The following is a 19,423-nucleotide window of genomic DNA, read 5'->3' as shown; positions in this document are numbered from 1 at the left end:
CAATCTTAGCTGATCTCACGATTTGATCTATCTTTATGATTATATTTAACCGGTTTAACTTTACCATTTTTTACTGCTTTAATTAAATCTTTAGTAGTACTAACCCAGTCAGGAAAAGAAGTAACAAATTTACCTACTCTCTCAATTACATGAGTATCGCTACCACCTAAGCAGGGTAGCTCTAATTCTAAGGCCAAACTGTAAGCTTGAAAGTTATGATCGGGTTTAGTACTGCCATTAAAAGTTTCTATTCCAGCTAAACCAGTTAATTTTCTTATTTCTTCACCAATTCCTCTTCCATTATCTCTAAAAGGATGGGCAGCAATAGCAACCCCTCCAGCTCTATTAACTGAATCAATTAAATCCTGAGCTGGAATCTTCTCTTTAGGTAAGTCATTCAATCCAAAAACAAGAATATCACCTGCTTGAGTCAAAACTTCTGCACCCACTATAATTGGAAAATCTTCTTGAACGGATAACTTAGTTGCTTCAGCTTTAATTTGATTACTCTCATGATCAGTTATACAGATTCCGTCTAAACCTATAGACTTTGCTTTAGCAACTATTTCTTCTAAAGAAACATAACTATCAGAAGAATATCTACTTTCATGCATATGAATATCGATTAGCATTTTTAATCCTCCAACCCTCTAACACATCAAATATTTTTATTATCTTGTTACAATCAGCTTATAGCCATCTTCAATTTCACTTTCTTCAACTTCAGCTCCTGATTTTCTGACAAAACGGCTCACATTTTCTTTTGCAACTTCTTCTCCAACAAGTATCTCTAAATCTTCTTGACTATTTTCTAATGCTTCTTTTGTCATTACAACAGGTTCAGGACAAGAACGTCCACGAGCATCTACCTTTTTCATTATTATTTCCTCCTATTGTGTTATTCTAGATTTTAATTATTAATTTTTCAAATCCAATATATCAGCCAAAATTATAATTAAATTTTAAAATTAGAGTTATAATACTTTATTTAAAAATTCCTTTGTTCTTTCATTTTGAGGATTATTAAATATTATATCTGCTTTATTTTCTTCAATTATTTTTCCTTCATCCATAAAAATAACTCTATCTGCAGCTTCTTTAGCAAAACCCATTTCATGAGTGACAATTAACATCGTCATATTATTTTTTGCTAAAGATTTTATAACATCTAAAACTTCGCCAACAAGTTCAGGATCTAAAGATGAAGTAGGTTCATCAAATAAAATTACTTCTGGATTTACTGCCATTGCTCTTCCAATTCCGATTCGTTGTTTCTGTCCTCCGGATAATTGAGAAGGGTAATTATCTTTTTTATCACTTAAACCTATCTGGGCTAAGATATTTAGACCAATTTTTTCTGCTTTTTGTTTATTTATTTTTTTTACAGTAATCAAAGATTCAGTTATATTTTCTAGAGCTGTTTTGTTTTTAAATAAATTATAAGTTTGAAAAACCATAGAACTATTTCTTCTCAGTGCAGAAATTTCATGTTTATTCACATTTTCAGTGTCTATTTTCATATTTCCAATTTCAATTATCCCACTATCTGGACTTTCTAAATAATTTAAGCATCTTAACAGTGTCGATTTACCTGTACCTGATGGACCTATAACTACTATAACTTCACCTTTTTTGATTTCTAAATCAATTCCCTTTAATACTTCAAGATTATTAAATTTTTTATAGAGTTTTTCAATTTTTATCATATATAACCACCTTAATATGCTTTGCTCATCTTTATTTCAATTTTTTGCTGGATAAAGCTAAATAACTGAACAACAATCCAGTATATTATTATTACATTTGCAAAAGCTTCAAAATATCTGTAAGAAGAAGCACCTTCCATTTTTGCAGTAGCCATAACCTCAGTTACTCCTATTGTAAAAGTTAAGGCGGTTCCTTTTATAATATTAATAAAGCTATTAAAAAGAGTTGGGATTGCAACTCGGGCGGCTTGAGGCATTATTATCCGCCTCATAGCCTGAAAATAACTCATTCCAACAGACAAGGAAGCTTCCATCTGGCCTTTGTCTATAGATGAAATAGCTCCCCTAATCGCTTCAGACATATAAGCTCCTGAATTAAGGCTTAGACCAATTATTGCAATTGTAAAACCATTAACTCTATTAAAAAAAGGTATGATTTGCGGAAGACCAAAATATAGAAAAAACAATTGGGTAATTAAAGGTGTTCCCCTAAAAAATGAGACATATATCTTTGCCAGAGAATACAAACCTTTAAATTTGCAATTGCAGATAAAGGCAATAATTAAAGCTATTATTAAACCAAAGATTAGTGATAATAAAGATATACTTAAGGTTATATTTAATTTTTTAAGCATAAACGGGAATAAATTTATAGCATAATTAATATCAAACATTATTATTTTCAGCCTCACTCATTATTATATATATTATTAAATTTAAAAGGATAATTTGAAATTACGCAGCCTTTTTTGCAGCTTTCTTTTTATTCAAACCAGTAAGCATTAGAGCAATAGCTCCATCTCCTGTTATATTACAGGCAGTTCCAAAACTATCTTGAATAGCAAATATTGTTAAAACTAGACCTACACCTGTCTGATCAAAACCTAATATACCAGTAACCAAACCCAAGGAAGCCATAACAGTCCCTCCCGGAACACCAGGAGCTCCAATTGCAAATATACCGAGTAATAAAGCAAATAAAAACATAGTAGGAAGTGGTGGTACACTTCCATAAAGAACTTTAGAAATTACCATAACAAAAAAGGTCTCTGTTAAAACTGAACCACATAGGTGGATAGTTGCTCCAAGTGGTATCGCAAAATTGGTTATTTCTTTTTCTAATACCTTAGACTTATTAGCAGATTTTAATGACACTGGTAGTGTTGCAGCACTAGACATTGTACCAATAGCAGTTAAATATGCCGGTAAGTAATGTTTTACAACTTCAATTGGATTCTCGCCTGATATCATTCCTGCAATAGAATAAAGTACAGTTAACCAAATATAATGTCCAATTAAAACTAAAATTATCACTGTCAGAAAAACTGGTAAGTGCTCAGTTATCGTTCCTTCATATGCCAGCTCAGCAAATGTTGTTGCAATGAAAAATGGTAAAATTGGAATAATTATTTTTTCTACTAATGATAAAATCATATTCTGAATTTCTTCTAGGATCTCAGGAACTATTTCTGCCTTAGTCCAGGCAGCTGATAATCCAACAAAAAGAGCGAGTACAAGAGCACTCATTACCGGCATAATCGATGGTATATCAAGCTGAAACATAATTTCTGGAAGCTCTTTTAATGCAGTTGTTTCTTCTGCTATCTGTAAATATGGAATTATTATTTTACCTGCCAGAATAGAAAATATTGCAGCCCCAACTGACGACAAATAAGCAATTGAAACAGCCTGTCCTAATAATTTGCTTGCTTTTTCCTTTAGTCTAGTTATTGAAGGTGCTATAAATCCGATAATAACAAGTGGTACAGAATAAAAAATCAGTTGTCCTAAAACATACTTAATAGTAGAAATAATTTGCATTAAATCTTTATTTACAAAAACACCTAAAAGAACACCTGTAAAAACAGCTATTACCAGCCTAAATACCAGGTGATCTGTTAATTTCTTTTTGCTCATATTAAATTACTCCTCCAAAATATCTATTTTAATTAATAATTGATTATTTTGTAGTTGTTTCAATATCGAACCATTTCATTGATAAAGAAGATAATGTTCCATCATCATGCATGGCATTAATGGCTTTATTTATTTCAGTTATTTTATTTTGACTATCACTATTTTTGGTAAATGCATAAGCATTAATTTCAGTTCCAATTGTTGTATTTACCCCCATTAATCTTAAATCCATATTTTCTTGTTCAATTACAGATTTAGATTTAACAGCTGACTGCCAACAAGCATCAAGTCTTCCAGATTCAACTAGTTTTTCTAAAGGAGCACCATCGTAATATTTTTTATTTAATTTAAGTTCTTTTTCTTTATCTAAATTTTCTAAAGTTCTTTGGCCATTTCCACCCAACCAAGCACCAATTTTCTTATTTTTTAAATCTTCCATAGATTGATAAGAACTATCTTTTTTTACTATAAAATCATATTTACTATAAGCATATGGTGTAGTAAAAACATACTTTTTTTCTCTTTCTGGTGTAATAGACATCTGATGGGCAACAGTGTCAACTTTATTTGTATCTAACATTCCCATTAGTCCACTAAATTCAGCAATCTTAAACTCAACCTTATAACCTGTCCTTTTAGATATCTCATTCCAAACATCAATTTCGAAGCCTTGTAATTTACCATTTTTTTGGAAACACCAGGGGTTATAATTACCACCTGTACCTACAACTATTAAATCCTCAGCACCCACCTGTGCTGCCCCAATAAGATTAATTGATAAAAATACTGCTGTTAATAAAACTACCGCTATTACATTTTTATTTTTCATTGTTTTCCTCCTTAGTGTTTTAAAAAATACTTTATACTGCTTTTTTATTAAATTGAATGCTGCTATAGGCAATTATAAATAAAATTACAATCCCACTGATTACAGCTATTCTACCATTAGTAGACACTCCACTACCTGATCCAGCCAATCCAAAATTATGAGAAATAGCTGCTCCCACTAAATAACCAACAAAAGCTACAGCCGAATCAGTATTACCTTCACCTGCTAAAATAGTTTGACGAAGTGGACAGCCACCAAGCATTACTGAACCAAGACCAGTTAAAAACATACCTAAAAGATTCCAGAGCCACTGACTGTGGGCTGCTGGCTGGCCTGCAAAACCTGGATTGAAATTACCAAAAATTAGGTTCACTATAAAAGCAAAAATAAAAATTGAAATAAAACCAGTAATTAAATGAGAATCTTTGATTAAATAAAGATCTCTAATTCCTCCGGCCATACAAATTCTACTTCTCTGAGCCAAAATTCCAATAATTATCCCTGCTGCAAGTGCAATTGCCCAGAATGCATAGCTTGCACCAGGACCCTTCTCACTAAAAATTATAAAAGAAGGTCTTACTATTCTAAAAATCAATAAAACAACTGCAATAATTGGTAGTATATATCCATTTATCTGATTAATTTTATAACTCCTACCTAATGTGAAACCTTTTTTAAGAAGTTGGGAGCCAGCTAAAACCCCTAAAACAAAACCTATAATTCCGGCAATAGCATTCCAATCGCCTCCGGCTAATCTAAGCACCATCCGTAAAGGACACCCTAAAAATACAAGGGCTCCAATCATCACAAACATAGCTATTACAAATCTTGTTATAGGTGAAGAACCACCTTTAACTTTGAATTCACCTGTACTGCGAGCAATCAAAAAAGCTCCTAAAATAAAGCCTATAATTTCTGGTCTTATGTTTTGAACAACTGCCGCTCTATGTAATCCAACTGCACCAGCAATGTCTCTGATAAAACAGGCTACACAAATCCCCATGTTAGCTGGGTTACCAAAGACCACTAGTAAACCTCCTAAAATACCAATAATTCCCCCTGTGAAAATAATACCTTTTTTACTATTCATTTTTACCTCCCCCAAGACATAATCATGATTATTATTTCTTTCACATAAATTATAGCATAAATTATTATCGATATAAAGTAATATTATTATTTTTATAATATTTTCTTATAATTCTTGAAATATAATAGTTATGAGCATATAATAAAAACAGTTGGTGCTGATATTTAAGATTATAATTAGCAATATTTGTAGTAAAATAATCATTAATAAAAAACTGAGGAGGAATAAAAATGGATAAGATTTATCTTGATAATGCAGCAACAAGCAGAGATAAAGCGGCTGTAGTAAAAAAAGCAATCCTGAACTATTATGACAATATTGGCTGTAGTCCAGGGCGCGGAGGCTATGAAGATTCTCTTAAAGCAGGTCGAATAATTATTGAAGCCAGAAACACAATTGCTGATTTTTTTAATGTTGACAATATAAAACAAATAATTTTTACTCACAACATAACTTATGCTCTAAATATTGGAATTAAAGGGATTTTGAAAAAAGGAGATCATGTTATAACCTCAACTATGGAACATAATTCTGTTTTAAGACCATTAAATAGACTTGAAAAGAATGGAATTATAGATGTTGATTACATACAATGTGATCAGAAAGGAAGATTGAATCCAGCGAAAGTTAAAGCAGCTATTAATAAGAAAACTAAACTAATCATTTTAACATATGCTTCAAATGTAAGTGGTACAATAATGCCAGTTCAAGAAGTAGGGGAAATTGCAGCTAAAAATAATGTTTATTTTATGCTTGACACGGCTCAGGCTGCAGGTGTTTATGGTATTGATTTCAAAAAACTTAAAGTAGATTTTTTAGCTTTTACAGGTCACAAAGCCCTAATGGGACCAACAGGAACTGGTGGTTTTGCGATAAGTAAAAAAATGGCTGCAGAAATGGAACCTTTAATTGAAGGGGGAACTGGTAGTAAATCTGATCAGGAAACACAGCCTAATTTTTTGCCAGATAAATTTGAAAGTGGAACCATGAATACCATGGGAATCAGTGGTTTAAAAGCAGGGGTAGAATTCATACAAAAAATAGGAATTGAGAAAATAAGAGAACATGAACACAAATTGGGGAAATTATTTTTAGAAGGCCTAAAGAAAATACCTGAAATAAAGATAATTGGCCCTGCCAATCTTAAAGAACAGGTGCCAACATTTTCTATAACAGCCGGTGATAGAGATTTGGGGCAGTTAAGTTTCGAATTAGATGAAAAATATAATGTTATGACTAGATCTGGACTACATTGTGCACCATTTGCTCACAAAACATTAGGTACTTTCCCGGCAGGAAGCCTTCGTTTCAGCATCGGTTATTTTAATACCATCGAAGAAATAGAATTTGCTTTAAATGCTCTCAAAAATATTCTATAAAATATTCTTAGCAGATTCAATAAAAATATTAATTAAATAGTCATCATGACGATTTTTATTATAGGCTAAATAAAATTTGCGTTCATATTCTACATCTGCAATTTTTATTTCAGCAACTCTTCTACAAATAGCAGCTTTTTTAGCTGCTATTTTTGAAATAAAAGAAATACCAAGCCCAGATTCAACAGCAGAAATAACAGCCTCTGTACTTCCCAGCTGACTTATTACATTAAAATCATCCGTTTTAAGACCTGCTTCTTCAAAAGCAGAAATGGTAGCTTTTCTAGTTCCTGACCCTTCTTCTCTCATTAATAAATTTTGATTTTGAAGTTCAGCTAAAAAAACTTTTTCTTGTTCAATTAAAGCATGGTTTAAAGGTGCTATCAAACTTAAGTGATCACTACAAAGTTCTATTGCGTTAAATTTATTATTTTGAGGTTTAGAACCAACTATTATTAAATCCACCTCACTATTTTCCAATAAATTAATCATCGCTCTACTGTCACCAACTGAAACTTCTGTTTTTAAATCATCAATATTTTTATTTAAAGTTGAAATTATCTCTGGCAGTAAATATACCGAAGGAATAGTACTGGAAGCAATTTTCAGCTTCTTGATCTTCATGTTTTTTTTACTTTCAACTCTCTGCTTTAAGTATCCCCATCTTTTCAAAATCTTTTTACCTTCCTGATAAACAATTTTGCCGGCAGGGCTAAGATTAATCTGACCTTTTTCTTTATGAATCAATTCTGTCTCAAAATATTTTTCAAGAGATTTAATCTGCATACTTACGGCTGGCTGGCTAATCTCAAACTTTTCAGCTGTCAGCGAATAACTTTCTAAATCAACTAAATTAATAAAAGTTTTTATCCTTTCAATTTTCATTTTATCATTCCTTTTTTAAATATATGATTATAATAAATTTAAATTTATCTAATAGTTTTGATCTTAATTATTATTATATCACTAATATCAGATTTTTTAAGCTTTCTAGCCTTAGATTTAAATTTAAATTCCTGCTAAGAACAAACTTACTCTAAATTAAGCTGATAATCCTTTAAGCTTCCTGCCCCCTTGTTTATCCAGGTATATAAGATCAAAGTTGCTTGATCAGAGTCTGATTTTAGTTCATGTACTTTACCGGCTTTATTTAAAATAAATGATCGTTCTGCTAAAATTGCCTGCTTATTATAAATAGTTTTTCCCGTTAAAAAAAGGTAACTTTCCTCAATTTGAGAGTGTCTATGTTTAGGATAATAAAAATCTGGGGCCAATAAAACAAAACCTATTATCATCTCCTCCGAATAAATAGGGCCTTCAGGACCGATAATTTCAGTATACGCATATTTTTCAATCATTTCTTGGGAAGGCGCTTGATAACCATATCTCCAAAAAAGTTTGTCCTTCAATTTCTTTAAGTGGTTTATAATCATTTTATAATCATCAGCTTTATTTTCAAGACTAATCTGAGAAAGATAAGAGACAACTGGCTTTGTTTCGGATTTAATTTCAATAATTTCTAATTGATTCTTTAATTTTTCAAGTTTTCCTACAATAAACTTAAGATGCTTTAAAATAATTGTGTCTTCTTTTGGAAAATTAGATTTAACAAATGATAATTCTTTTGAATATAATAAAGTTAATTCATCTAAAATATTTTTTAACATCTATTTTCATCTCCTTTATTCTTAGATAGCAAATACCTTAAACCATTTTAATAACTGATACCTCTAATAATATCAAACTTTAATCGCTTTCCAAAAATTCCGGCTCAAAAATTAAGACTAGCGCAGGAAGAATTAATAAGGCACCCACTAAACAGGCAGCAATAGAAACTGTTACCAAAAAAGCAAAGAATTTAACCGGTAAAAAGCCAGAAACAAAAAGTATTGAAAACCCTACTATTACAGAAAGAGCATTAAAAGTTATACCCCGGCCTGAGGTTGTCAGGGTTTGAATCACAGCCTCTTTTTTATCTAAGTTTCTTCTTTCCTCTCGATAGCGCCAGAGAAAATGAATTGTATAATCAATTCCAACCCCAATCATAATTGAAGAAAGCATTGCTGTAATCATATCAAGTTTGATATTTAAAAATCCCATTAAAGAAAATAGAGAAACTAAAGCTGTTACCAAGGGAACTGCTGCATAAAAACCAGCTGTAAAAGATTTAAATAGGATCATCACTACAGCTATCACAAGAATTATTGATAGAAAAAGACTAATTATCTGACCCCGAACAACTGCATTAACCAGTTCGGAAAGAAGATCACCAAAACCACCTACTAAAGGAAAAATACCCTCTCCATAATTTTTAGCTTCACTTCGAATTTGTTTTAAAACTTCACTAATTTCTTCAGTACTATTAGTTTCAATTCTGGCAGTCAAGAGAGCATTTTCTTCTTTAAAATCAATCATTTTATCAAGGTCACCTGACATTGAAAATAGCAGTAAATACTGGGATAAAGCAAAATCATCAGCTGGGATCTTTTCAAATTCTGCCTGACCATTATGGAATTCTCTATTAATTGTCCTGATAATTTTGGAAACTGCATTTACTTCTCCTACATTTTCAAATTCCTTAATTTTAAGTTCAAAATCACTAATTTTCTGCATCATTTCAGACTGAGTGATATTGCCCCTGGCAACTACAGAAATAGTATTTGCACCACCAAAGTTTTGATTAACTATCTCGGTTGCTTGAACAATATCAGATTCCTTATCATAAAAGCTGATTGGATTGGTGTCAACATTAAGCATGAAAATTCCAAAAGAAATAACTAGAACAAACAAAGAACTTAGAATTAAAATCATTTTAGCTTTTTTGCCGACCAGTTCTGCTGTTTTAAAAAGAATTGCAGCTATAATTCCTTTTTTTATACTTTCTTTATTGTTTTGAGCCTCAACCCGATAATTCTGCAGTGGTGTTTTAACTTTAAGCAGAGATAAAACTGCCGGAATAAATAACAGACTTGCAAAAAGAGCAAAGGTGATCCCAGCTCCTGCCAAGACTCCCAGCTCTCTGGCTGGAACTATTAAATGAGTAGAAAGTGAGAGCAACCCAACAACCGTTGTAATTCCAGCAATAATTACCGGAGCTCCCAGCTTTAATACTGAATCTTTACTGAGCTGAACTGAATTTTTTTCTCCGACTGCAAGCTCCTGATAAGCAGCTATAATATGGATTCCATAATCATTAGTTACAGCAATTAAAATTACCGGCAAAATAACTGTCAGCAGCTGAAACTTCCAGCCCAGAGTTGGCAGCAAAGACAGAGAAAAAATTATTGACATTACAACAACTATAAAAGGTAAAAATACTCCCCGCAGCTGTTTGAAACAGAGAAAAAGAAAAATCAACATAATAACTAAACCAAATGGCATTAAAAGCCTCATGTCATGCTGCATTATTTCTGCATTTAAGGCTCTAATAATGGGCAGTCCCGTTTTTAAAACCCGTGTTTCTGTTCCATATTTCTCATCTGCCTCTGCTAAAATATTATCAATTTTTCCCATGACCTCTGCATCATCAAAATTATCAGATAGAATAACAGCGATATTAACCGCTTTAAAGTTTTTTGCAAAAACTGATCCCATCACCAACTCACTATTTTTAAGCCTTGCTCTTAAACTTTCTTTTTCAGCCTCATCGGCCGGGATTTTATTAACAGCACTTTCTATCAGCAGTTCATCATTTCTACCCTCAATAATATTTACAGTAAAAGGACTGTTAACCTGATCAACTTCTCCTAATTTAGTTAGTTCATCTGAAATAAACTTAAGTTTTTTCAGCAGCTCAGCTTCCAACACATCTTCTGCCTCAACTGTAAGCATGATCATTTCTGTACCACCAAAGATATTTTCGATTTCTTCCAGTCGGCTTCGAGAAGGCATAGATTCTGGAATCTGACTTTTAATTGCTGTATCAAACTCTATAGCCTGTAAATTATAGAGAGAAAAAAGTGTAATTAAAATAAAAATGATGATTATTGGAAGCGGGTGTTCTACTGCCAGGGATGCTATTTTTTCTATTATTTTTTTCAGCATTCAGATCAGCTCCTGTACTAAAAGTATTTACTTAAAGAAAGATATATAAGTTCTTGATTCAATTGATTTAAACTGCTTTCTCTTTTTTGATTGAGCTTGATTACCGCTCCAGTTTCTAAATCAAGGCCTTCTTTTAAAGAAAATATAAGTTTAGGTCTGACTAGAGACATCCCACTTTTAAGATCAGAAATTAGATTGAGCTCCCAGTTATGAAAATAGGCAAAGGGTTTTTCGACCCGAAAAATTAATAATTTATTTACTGAAGCTTGAGCTGGAGCTAATTCCTGATAATAATACTGTCCCAAAAGATAAAGGTTATTCTCAAATTTATAATCCATGCCGATAATTATTTCATTTGTATTTTCTAATCCATTATTCTGATAGTCACTGTAAACAAATTCAGAAAAAAGACCTATATTTTTACTGCTAAAATCACCTTTAAAATCAAATCCAACTTTATTTACTGCCGGATAAAAATTTCTCTGTCGAGGCTTTGGAAGTACATTTAAACTATTACCGCTAAAAACAGATGCGGCAAGATCATAACCCCGCCAGCGCCTGCGGATCAGCTGAACTGCGGCCTGCAGTTCATCGACTTCTGCATGCTGAGTTAAAACTCCTGTCAGCTGCCAATCAAAAGCTGGATAATAGGAGGCGCTGATTCCATCAACTGACTCTCTGGCTTCAAAGGGGTCCAAGGCATTCCTGTCAACAGGGTTAAAATAATTTAGGGGATTAATATTATAGGAACTCCCCCAGCTGAAACTTTGCCTTCCAAGCCGCCAGTCGATCTTATCTGTATAATAATTTAAATAGGCTTCTTTAAGTTCTAAATCAACTTCCCGCTCCTTTTTATCCTGCTGGTAATAACTCTCAAAAATTAAGGCGCCTTTTATATAATAGTTTAAATCAAAATTTAAATCATGCTGATAATCTAATTCCAAAAAGCTTTGATCCCGCCAGCGCTCAGACTCCAGCTCATAAATTACTGAAGTACTTAATTCTCCACTCAAGGAAGCTGCAGTTAGACTAAGTGTAAATATAAAATTTAATATTAAAGTCAAAACTAAAATAAAAATTATTGTGATTAATATATTATCCGCTTTAAAATTAAGCATTCTCTGCCCTCCTCTAAAATCATCTATCACCATTTTACTGACGCTGCAGATAGCGGGTTGTAAATATATTGGGATCAAGCTCAGGATCAAATTCTACTTCCAGCATTTTCAAAATTGTACTGCTTCCTTTCTGAACATTTTTAACTTCAATTTTTCTGGCCAGGCGGTTACCATCAATTTCATCATAGCTGCTTAAATTAATAACCTTAATTAACTCCTCTTGCTGATTATAATATTCTATTTTTTCTCCTAACCAGAGGTCTTTTCTAACCCACATTTTCCCATAGCTGTAGTCAATATCTGGATCAATAATTTCTAAATACAGCTCTATTATTTCTTCATTTTCTGATATAATTTCTGCCCGATAATTATCACTGAAATTGGATCCACTAAAAATACTGATATCATTGTATGTCAAATCTGAGCCAACAAAACTACCATTCTTCTGGCTGCCTGATATTTTTCTAACTCCACCTAAAGCTGGCAAATATAAATACATATCTTCCTGATCATTTGCCTGATCATCTAATAGCAAAAATGAAGTGCCTTCTATATCTGCTGGCTCAGTAAACTGCATCAGTGAGCGATCAACTTCTCCCTCCTGACGATAGTTGTTAAGCTTTCTGCTTCTCATATCACCAGAGCTGCTGTAGAGTTCCATTTCCATTAGCATCTGATGACTTTTAGCCTGTCTGGAAGCCTCCAGTCTTTTTAAAACCTCTGCTCCATCTAATTCCTGGGCCAGACTGAATGATGTGCTCAAAACAAGTAATGAAATTAAGAAAATCGAGATTTTTTTAAGCATTTTTAAGCTTCCTCCTTTTATTTTTCCCTGATATTCTCCCAGAAAAAACAAATGTGTTTTTGAGTTGCCTCTTTCAGCTCTTCAAAGCTGTCCAGTTCAAAGAGCAGATAACGCATACGGTAATATATCAGAGCACTGACAAATTCATTAGCAGTAAATGCTGGCTCTAAATTGCTTTTTATTTTTCCCTGCTGCTGCAGTTGAGCAAAAAATTTAGTGATTCTTTCTATATTATTTTTCATGCGGCTCTGCAGCCTTTTTTTAACAACCGGATTATTATTCTCGCGAAGCATCATTTTTAATAGTTTAACTTTATTATTATCCTGCATTTCTTCAATAACAATATTGGCAAAATAATTTAAAACTTTAAGCGGATCAGTATCTGCTGCCATAAATTTTTCTTGAAATTTTTCAGACTCCAGATTCAAAGGTGCCAGATAATTAAAAAGTTCTGAAAAAATATCTTCTTTGCCGCTGAAATGATTATAAATTGAGCTGCCTTTAATCCCAACTGCTTTAGCTATCTCCCGCATTGAAGTGCCGTGATATCCTTTGGCTGCGAATAAATCTAAAGACTCATTCAAAATCTTTTCTCTAGTAGAAATCACCAACTCACCTCCAGAATTAAAATATAATTATTTTATATTATGTAACTTCTGCTTAAGTAGAAATACTTTCAGCTGTCTTACAATTTAATTATAACTAACGTTTGTTAGTTTGTCAATAAAAAAAAGTCTCAGCTAAAAATAGAAACTGTCGCTTGCTTAAATTATATCAGCTTATTATTACAGGATTGTAAATTATAAATTAAAAGCCTGTAAATAATTTTCTAATATGTTAACTACTTTTTAGATTATAAAGTAAAAAAGTAATACAATTAAAATATATAATGAATTAAATCTCAAAATACTGGGAGGTAAAAATCATGAGGAGATTCTTTTTTCTGAGCTTAATAGTTATTATAGCTTTTTCACTTTCAGTTCAGGCTCAAATTAGAGTTGGTGAGTTTCCACAGAATGTAGAAGATGAGTTTAATCTAGAACCGGAAGCAATTGAAGTTGAAGTCTGGCAGCAGAATTTAGACGTGCCCTGGGAATTGGTTTTTCTACCCAAAAGCGATAGAGTTTTAGTTACAGAAAGGGACGGAGTGGTAAAACAAATTATTGATGGTAAGCTCCAGTCAGAAAATTATCTGGATCTCGATATTAATTCTCGAGGAGAAGGTGGCCTCATGGGAATGGCCCATCATCCAGACTTTCCAGAAAAACCATATATCTATTTAATGTATACTTATACTAGAAGTAATAGGACTTTATATAATAGAGTTTCCCGATTTAAAGATCAGGGTCAACAAGGAGTTGAAGAAGAGATTCTTATTGATCAAATTCCTGCTGGTAATAATCATAATGGGGGCAGAATTGCTTTTGGTCCGGATGAAATGCTCTATATTACAACAGGAGATACTTTCAATAGAGAAATTGCTCAGGATTTAGATAACCTTGGAGGTAAAATCCTCCGCCTAACACCTGAGGGAAAGATTCCCGCGGATAATCCATTTGATAATTCTCCAGTTTATAGTCTCGGTCACCGCAACCCTCAGGGACTGGCCTGGCATCCAGAAACAGGTGATCTCTTTATTTCTGACCACGGCCCTTCTGGTGAAGATGGTCTGAGAGCAAAAGACAGAATTAAAGTTGTTAAAGCCGGCAGTAACTTTGGTTGGCCGGATAAAATCGGCTATTTTGAAGCTGAAGAATATGCGAATCCACTGATAATGTGGGAAGAAGCCGTTCCACCCTCGGGTATGACCTTTTATCGTGGAAATTTGTATGTTGGAACTCTCCGCAGCCAGTCTTTAGTCAGAATAGGACTTAACAGGAAAAACAATACTTTTGAAGTAGAAAAAATTGAACATCTATTCCGCAATGCCAATAGCTCTATTTATGGTAGAATCAGAACTGCTGTTGCCGGTCCAGATGGCTATCTTTATTTCTTAACCAATAACCGTGACGGTAGAGGCAGACCACGAGAAGGTGATGATAAGATTTTAAGGTTTAAAATTGAGGAGTGAAAAATATGGAATCTCAACTCAAAAAGGCAGTCATTAACCACAGGCAAGAAAAAATCAAGAATTATCTCAAAGAATTAGAAAATGATAGAAGCTTTTCGCTGGCTTCACTTATTGATGAGTTGCTGGATTTAATGCTAATGGAGTGCAGTCTGCGTTATGGATCCTTTCATTTTGTGAAAATGAGTCTGTTTTTGAGAGAGCTTTCGCAGAAAAAATACTTTTCCAGAGAATCTGAACTGGAAATGGCAAGAGTTGTACTGCTTGGTCTATCCGAAAGACACTTTATTAAGCTTGAAGCTGACAGCAGCGGCTATAAAGAAGAGAGGATAAATCAAAAAACTTTCGCTAAACTGGCTGAAGAAATAAACAAAGGCAACACCCATAATGCTTTCTACTATGCACTGGGAATTCTGGAAAAAGAACCGAAAAAACTAAAAGAATTTCTTTTGAACCTCGGAATGGAAAGAATTCCAGACAGCCTGGGCCACAGTGTCAGCTGTTTCTTTCCGGTAATGAGAGATCTGATCAATCATCATCAGGATCTTTCGGCAACTGCTGTTTTAAGTTATGTAATGTATTTAAGCCGCTACAGCTATCAGGGGAAATATAATGCTGATCAAGAAAAACGGGAAAAACCCTCTCCAGATAAGCTAGAGGACTTAGGCTTAAAAGCAGCCTCGGGTGGTGGAATAGTTAACTTACACCATATGATTACCTACTATATCTTTTTCATGCTGGAAGAAAGTTCATTTTATGAGGAGCTACCACCCTACAGTATTTTAGAAAGTTACTTTGGCAGTAAAAATATCGATCAACAGCGCCTGGAACTTGCTGATTCAAATAATGATAAAGCAAATATCGCAGATAATTATCAGCAGTTTAAAGATGATTTTTCTCTAGAAAATTATAAAGACAATCTTGACTTTCTCTTTTATAATTTAGATCAGAACTATACACAAACTGTCAGTCATCTCCACAGATTATTTGCTGAATATTACAGCAGCAGCTGGAATCCACATTATTATACTGGCCTTTACTGTTCTTTAGGAATCTACAGTTCTGATAAAATAAATAATAGAATAATTAAAAAAATGGCTGTGATACAGGCAATTGAATATTTTACCAGTAATGTACTTTGATAAATAAAAAGCCTTCTTTGCTTATTTCACAGTCAAAGAAGGCTTGATTTTTTATTTTTTTTTACTATTAAATTATATAAAAGCTAGAGTTACCACAATTATTAATGTAGTTATAATTGCTATAAAATAATAACCCATCCCAACAGCAAGGCCAATTCCAGCAACAGACCAGAGTCCTGCAGCTGTGGTCAGTCCTCTAATTTTATTATCATTTTTAAGTATTGTCCCTGCACCTAAAAATCCAACACCACTTACAACCTGAGCTGCAATTCTAGCAGCATCAGCATAGGCCTTTTCATCACCTAAATCCATTGCTAAATTATAAGAAGTGAGCATAATTAAACATGATGTTACAGCCACTAAAGCATAAGTTCTGATACCTGCAGCTTTATCTCTTTTTTCTCTTTCGGTACCTACTATGCCACCCAAAATAGCCGATAAAAAAAGTCTTAAAGCATATTCGAAAATTATAACCTCACCTCTCATTTTGAAAATAATTTTTGCTAGGCTTCTGCTATAACATGAAGCTCATCAACAGGAAAAGAAATGCTTACTTCCCCGCCAACATTATATTCTTTTTTATTAATTGGATTAACTACATCAACCGTAATAATATTTCCATCAGGCATTTTTAGTACATATTGATAATAAGATCCTAGATATGTTTTTCTTATTACTTCAGCATCTAGAAAACCTTTACCCTGTTCATCCACAATTAATGATTCAGGTCTTACTGCAATTGTAACTTCTTCGTTTTTATTTAATTCTATTTTTTGTTCAATTCCTTCAATTTTATTGTAACCTAAATCAATATCGATTAAGTTTCCTTCTTTTTTACTGACTTTTCCACTCAGAAAGTTAACCTTACCAATGAAATCAGCTACAAATTTTGTGTCAGGTTTATAATAAATTTCTTCTGGAGATCCAATCTGTTCAATTTCACCTTTATTCATAACTACAATTCTATCTGAAATACTCATTGCTTCAATCTGATCATGAGTTACATATAAAGAGGTAATCGAAAGCCTTTTTTGAAGTTTCCTAATTTCATCCCGCATTGATTCTCTTAATTTTGCATCAAGATTAGAAAGCGGCTCATCAAATAATAAAACTTTTGGTTCAACTACTAAAGCTCTTGCAAGTGCAACCCGCTGCTGCTGACCTCCTGATAACTCTCCTGGGTTTCTATTACCATAACCACTTAATCCTACAAGTTCCATAATTTCTGCTGCTTTTTCTTTAACAGCTTTTTTATTCATATCTTTAAATCTTAAACCATAGGTTATATTCTCAAAAATGGTCATATGGGGAAAGAGACCATAACTTTGAAAAACCATTGCTGTATCCCTTTTATTGGCAGGCCTATTAACAACATCTTCTCCACCTAAATATATGCTACCTGAGCTTGGAGTCTCAAATCCAGCAACCATTCTTAAAGTTGTAGTTTTTCCACATCCAGAAGGTCCTAAAAGCGTTACAAGTTCTCCCTCTTCTATATTTAAGTCAAAGTCATTAACTGCAATGACTTTATCATCTGATTTTTTTGATTTAAATATTTTTGTAATATCAGTTAATTTAACTGCTGTATCATTCATTTTTATTCCTCCTACAATTAAGTCATCATTTCACTTAAATCTTCATCATCACCAATAAATTTACCCATTAAATAAAAGACAAACATAACTATCGCTATTAAAATTAAGGATAATACACTTGCTGCTCCCAATCTCATAATCTCTGTCTGAGCTAAAATTAGAGTTGTCAGATGGTTCCATCTTGCAGAAACTAAAAAGATAATCGCACTTACTGCAGTCATAGCTCTAACAAAACTATAAGAAAGTCCTGAAAAGAAAGCTGGCTTAATTAGTGGTAAAGTAATTTTACTAAAAGTATAAGCACTATCTGCACCTAAATCTGTGGAAGCTTCTTCTATAGAAGGATCAATCTGCTTTAAGGAGGCAATCCCTGCTTCTAAACCAACCGGCATATTTCTAAAAATAAAACATAGGATTATTATTGCTGCCGTACCAGTTAATAGAAATGGTTTTTCATTAAAAGCTAAAACATATCCTATACCAACAACAGTTCCAGGCACTGCAAAACTTAGTAATGAAGAAAATTGTAGTATATGTTTTCCATAAAAGTTTTTACGAACAACTAAGTAAGCAACTATCATCCCTAAAAGACCAGTAAATGGTGTTGCTACACTCGCTAGGAATATAGTATCTTTAATACTATTAAAACCTACATCCCAAGAATATTTGAAATGTTCTAATGTCAAAGAATAGTCAATTCCCCATAATTTAAAGAAAGAACCTGCTATCACTGTTAAATAAAATAAAAGTATAATAAATGTTAGAGAAGATAAAAATCCAAGCAATAAATTTTTAGTGGTCTTTGAGACCATATCTTGTTTAGCCCCAGTTGGCTTTCCAGTTACTGTTATAAATGATTTTCTTGAAATCCAATATTTTTCTACTATAAAAGCAATTAGAGCTGGGATCAAGAGCATAATTGCTAAAGCTGAACCTCTTGGAATATTGTACATACCTGTAAATTGGAGGTAAGCTTGAACCGAAAGTACATCATAATTACCTGCAATAACCATTGGGTTAGCAAAATCAGCTATAGATGTTACAAATACTAAAAGCCAGGCACTTGCTACTCCTGGAATAGATAGTGGAAAAGTTATTGAGCGAAAAACATAAGATTTTGTACTCCCTAAATTTAAAGCAGCATTTTCTAGCTCCGGACTTATCCTTGCTAAAACACCTGTTAAAACTCGATAAGCGATTGGAAACATACATAAAGTCTGAACAAGAACTAAACCATGCAGCCCATAAATGCTATAACTAGTAATTCCTAAAATCTTTTTTGTAATTAAACCATTTCTCCCTAAAAGTAAAATTATTGAAATTGTAAGCATAAAAGGTGGAGAAATAAGGGGTAACATAACAATTTGTCTAAAAAAACCACGACCTGGTAATTTAACTTTATAAAGACTATAAGCTGCTATATAACCCACAATAGTTGATGAAGTTGCAACAATAACTCCCAATCTTATACTATTAAAGAATGTTCTACGTAGCCATTCTTTTTCAAATATGTATTTATATTCAGATAAAGAAAAACTGCCATTTGGCATGACACTTTCTATAATTACTTTGATTAAAGGATATACCACAAATAAAGCAATTAAAGAAAATATCACTGTTACAGTTATTCTAGTAATAGAATCTTTATTTCTTTGCATCTTTTCACCCCTTTAAAATTTTGATGGGCAGAAATTAATCCGCCCATCAATTTCCTATATCTTTCTATCTAA

19 protein-coding genes are annotated in these 19,423 nt (G+C 32.8%); 3 read left to right on the top strand and 16 right to left on the bottom strand.

Going from position 1 to position 19,423, the window contains the following annotated elements; genetic code table 11:
- Positions 1–5: 5 nt before the first annotated feature.
- The 7 genes from HSACCH_RS07780 to yedE form a co-directional block, all read right to left on the bottom strand.
- Positions 6–632, bottom strand: a complete 627-nt coding sequence (locus tag HSACCH_RS07780; protein ID WP_005489016.1) for a PHP domain-containing protein — start codon at positions 630–632, stop codon at positions 6–8.
- 39 nt (positions 633–671) lie between these two features.
- The gene (locus HSACCH_RS07775; protein WP_005489015.1) at positions 672–878 is read right to left on the bottom strand and encodes a sulfurtransferase TusA family protein; all 207 of its coding nucleotides are present in this window, start codon (positions 876–878) and stop codon (positions 672–674) included.
- A gap of 96 nt (positions 879–974) precedes the next feature.
- Entirely contained in the window at positions 975–1,706 is a 732-nt protein-coding gene (locus HSACCH_RS07770; protein ID WP_005489014.1) for an amino acid ABC transporter ATP-binding protein, read from the bottom strand.
- Between the two features lie 11 nt (positions 1,707–1,717).
- The gene (locus HSACCH_RS07765) at positions 1,718–2,380 is read right to left on the bottom strand and encodes an amino acid ABC transporter permease (RefSeq protein ID WP_005489013.1); all 663 of its coding nucleotides are present in this window, start codon (positions 2,378–2,380) and stop codon (positions 1,718–1,720) included.
- Between the two features lie 61 nt (positions 2,381–2,441).
- Entirely contained in the window at positions 2,442–3,623 is a 1,182-nt protein-coding gene (locus HSACCH_RS07760; RefSeq protein ID WP_005489012.1) for a dicarboxylate/amino acid:cation symporter, read from the bottom strand.
- Between the two features lie 43 nt (positions 3,624–3,666).
- Entirely contained in the window at positions 3,667–4,452 is a 786-nt protein-coding gene (locus HSACCH_RS07755; RefSeq protein ID WP_005489011.1) for a transporter substrate-binding domain-containing protein, read from the bottom strand.
- 31 nt (positions 4,453–4,483) lie between these two features.
- Positions 4,484–5,542 carry a YedE family putative selenium transporter gene (gene yedE, locus HSACCH_RS07750; RefSeq protein WP_005489010.1) on the bottom strand — a complete coding sequence of 353 codons (1,059 nt, stop codon included), beginning with the start codon at positions 5,540–5,542 and terminating at the stop codon, positions 4,484–4,486.
- 230 nt (positions 5,543–5,772) lie between these two features.
- On the opposite strand from yedE, the gene HSACCH_RS07745 reads away from it, so the two are divergent.
- Positions 5,773–6,921 carry an aminotransferase class V-fold PLP-dependent enzyme gene (locus HSACCH_RS07745; RefSeq protein ID WP_005489006.1) on the top strand — a complete coding sequence of 383 codons (1,149 nt, stop codon included), beginning with the start codon at positions 5,773–5,775 and terminating at the stop codon, positions 6,919–6,921.
- Here HSACCH_RS07745 and HSACCH_RS07740 read toward each other — a convergent pair.
- From HSACCH_RS07740 to HSACCH_RS07715, 6 genes are all read right to left on the bottom strand, one after another.
- Positions 6,916–7,806 carry a selenium metabolism-associated LysR family transcriptional regulator gene (locus tag HSACCH_RS07740; RefSeq protein ID WP_005489005.1) on the bottom strand — a complete coding sequence of 297 codons (891 nt, stop codon included), beginning with the start codon at positions 7,804–7,806 and terminating at the stop codon, positions 6,916–6,918. The two genes, HSACCH_RS07745 and HSACCH_RS07740, sit on opposite strands and share 6 nt — an antisense overlap.
- A gap of 146 nt (positions 7,807–7,952) precedes the next feature.
- Positions 7,953–8,588, bottom strand: coding sequence for a dimethylsulfonioproprionate lyase family protein (locus HSACCH_RS13590; protein ID WP_005489004.1), 636 nt, complete (start codon positions 8,586–8,588; stop codon positions 7,953–7,955).
- A gap of 79 nt (positions 8,589–8,667) precedes the next feature.
- Complete coding sequence (locus HSACCH_RS07730) at positions 8,668–10,965, bottom strand: efflux RND transporter permease subunit (protein WP_005489003.1); 2,298 nt, start codon at positions 10,963–10,965, stop codon at positions 8,668–8,670.
- 17 nt (positions 10,966–10,982) lie between these two features.
- On the bottom strand, positions 10,983–12,083 hold the full coding sequence (locus HSACCH_RS07725; RefSeq protein WP_005489002.1) for a DUF1302 family protein: 1,101 nt from the start codon (positions 12,081–12,083) through the stop codon (positions 10,983–10,985).
- 34 nt (positions 12,084–12,117) lie between these two features.
- Positions 12,118–12,888 (bottom strand): outer membrane lipoprotein-sorting protein, encoded by a 771-nt coding sequence (locus HSACCH_RS07720; protein WP_005489001.1) that lies wholly within the window; start codon positions 12,886–12,888, stop codon positions 12,118–12,120.
- 17 nt (positions 12,889–12,905) lie between these two features.
- On the bottom strand, positions 12,906–13,496 hold the full coding sequence (locus HSACCH_RS07715) for a TetR/AcrR family transcriptional regulator (protein ID WP_005489000.1): 591 nt from the start codon (positions 13,494–13,496) through the stop codon (positions 12,906–12,908).
- Positions 13,497–13,813: 317 nt separating this feature from the next.
- Here HSACCH_RS07715 and HSACCH_RS07710 point away from each other — a divergent pair, with 317 nt between their 5' ends.
- Complete coding sequence (locus HSACCH_RS07710; RefSeq protein WP_005488999.1) at positions 13,814–14,959, top strand: PQQ-dependent sugar dehydrogenase; 1,146 nt, start codon at positions 13,814–13,816, stop codon at positions 14,957–14,959.
- 5 nt (positions 14,960–14,964) lie between these two features.
- Positions 14,965–16,098 carry a hypothetical protein gene (locus tag HSACCH_RS07705; protein ID WP_005488997.1) on the top strand — a complete coding sequence of 378 codons (1,134 nt, stop codon included), beginning with the start codon at positions 14,965–14,967 and terminating at the stop codon, positions 16,096–16,098.
- A gap of 72 nt (positions 16,099–16,170) precedes the next feature.
- Here HSACCH_RS07705 and HSACCH_RS07700 read toward each other — a convergent pair whose 3' ends face one another.
- The 3 genes from HSACCH_RS07700 to HSACCH_RS07690 are packed head-to-tail and all read right to left on the bottom strand — an operon-like array spanning position 16,171 to position 19,351.
- The gene (locus tag HSACCH_RS07700; RefSeq protein WP_005488995.1) at positions 16,171–16,584 is read right to left on the bottom strand and encodes an MgtC/SapB family protein; all 414 of its coding nucleotides are present in this window, start codon (positions 16,582–16,584) and stop codon (positions 16,171–16,173) included.
- 17 nt (positions 16,585–16,601) lie between these two features.
- Positions 16,602–17,693 (bottom strand): ABC transporter ATP-binding protein, encoded by a 1,092-nt coding sequence (locus tag HSACCH_RS07695; RefSeq protein WP_005488994.1) that lies wholly within the window; start codon positions 17,691–17,693, stop codon positions 16,602–16,604.
- A 17-nt stretch (positions 17,694–17,710) separates the two neighbouring features.
- Positions 17,711–19,351, bottom strand: a complete 1,641-nt coding sequence (locus HSACCH_RS07690; RefSeq protein WP_005488993.1) for an ABC transporter permease — start codon at positions 19,349–19,351, stop codon at positions 17,711–17,713.
- Positions 19,352–19,423 lie beyond the last annotated feature (72 nt).

The organism is Halanaerobium saccharolyticum subsp. saccharolyticum DSM 6643 (genome assembly GCF_000350165.1).
In the GTDB taxonomy this organism is placed as follows: Bacteria; Bacillota; Halanaerobiia; order Halanaerobiales; family Halanaerobiaceae; genus Halanaerobium; species Halanaerobium saccharolyticum.
This window is presented reverse-complemented; position numbering and strand designations above follow the sequence as displayed.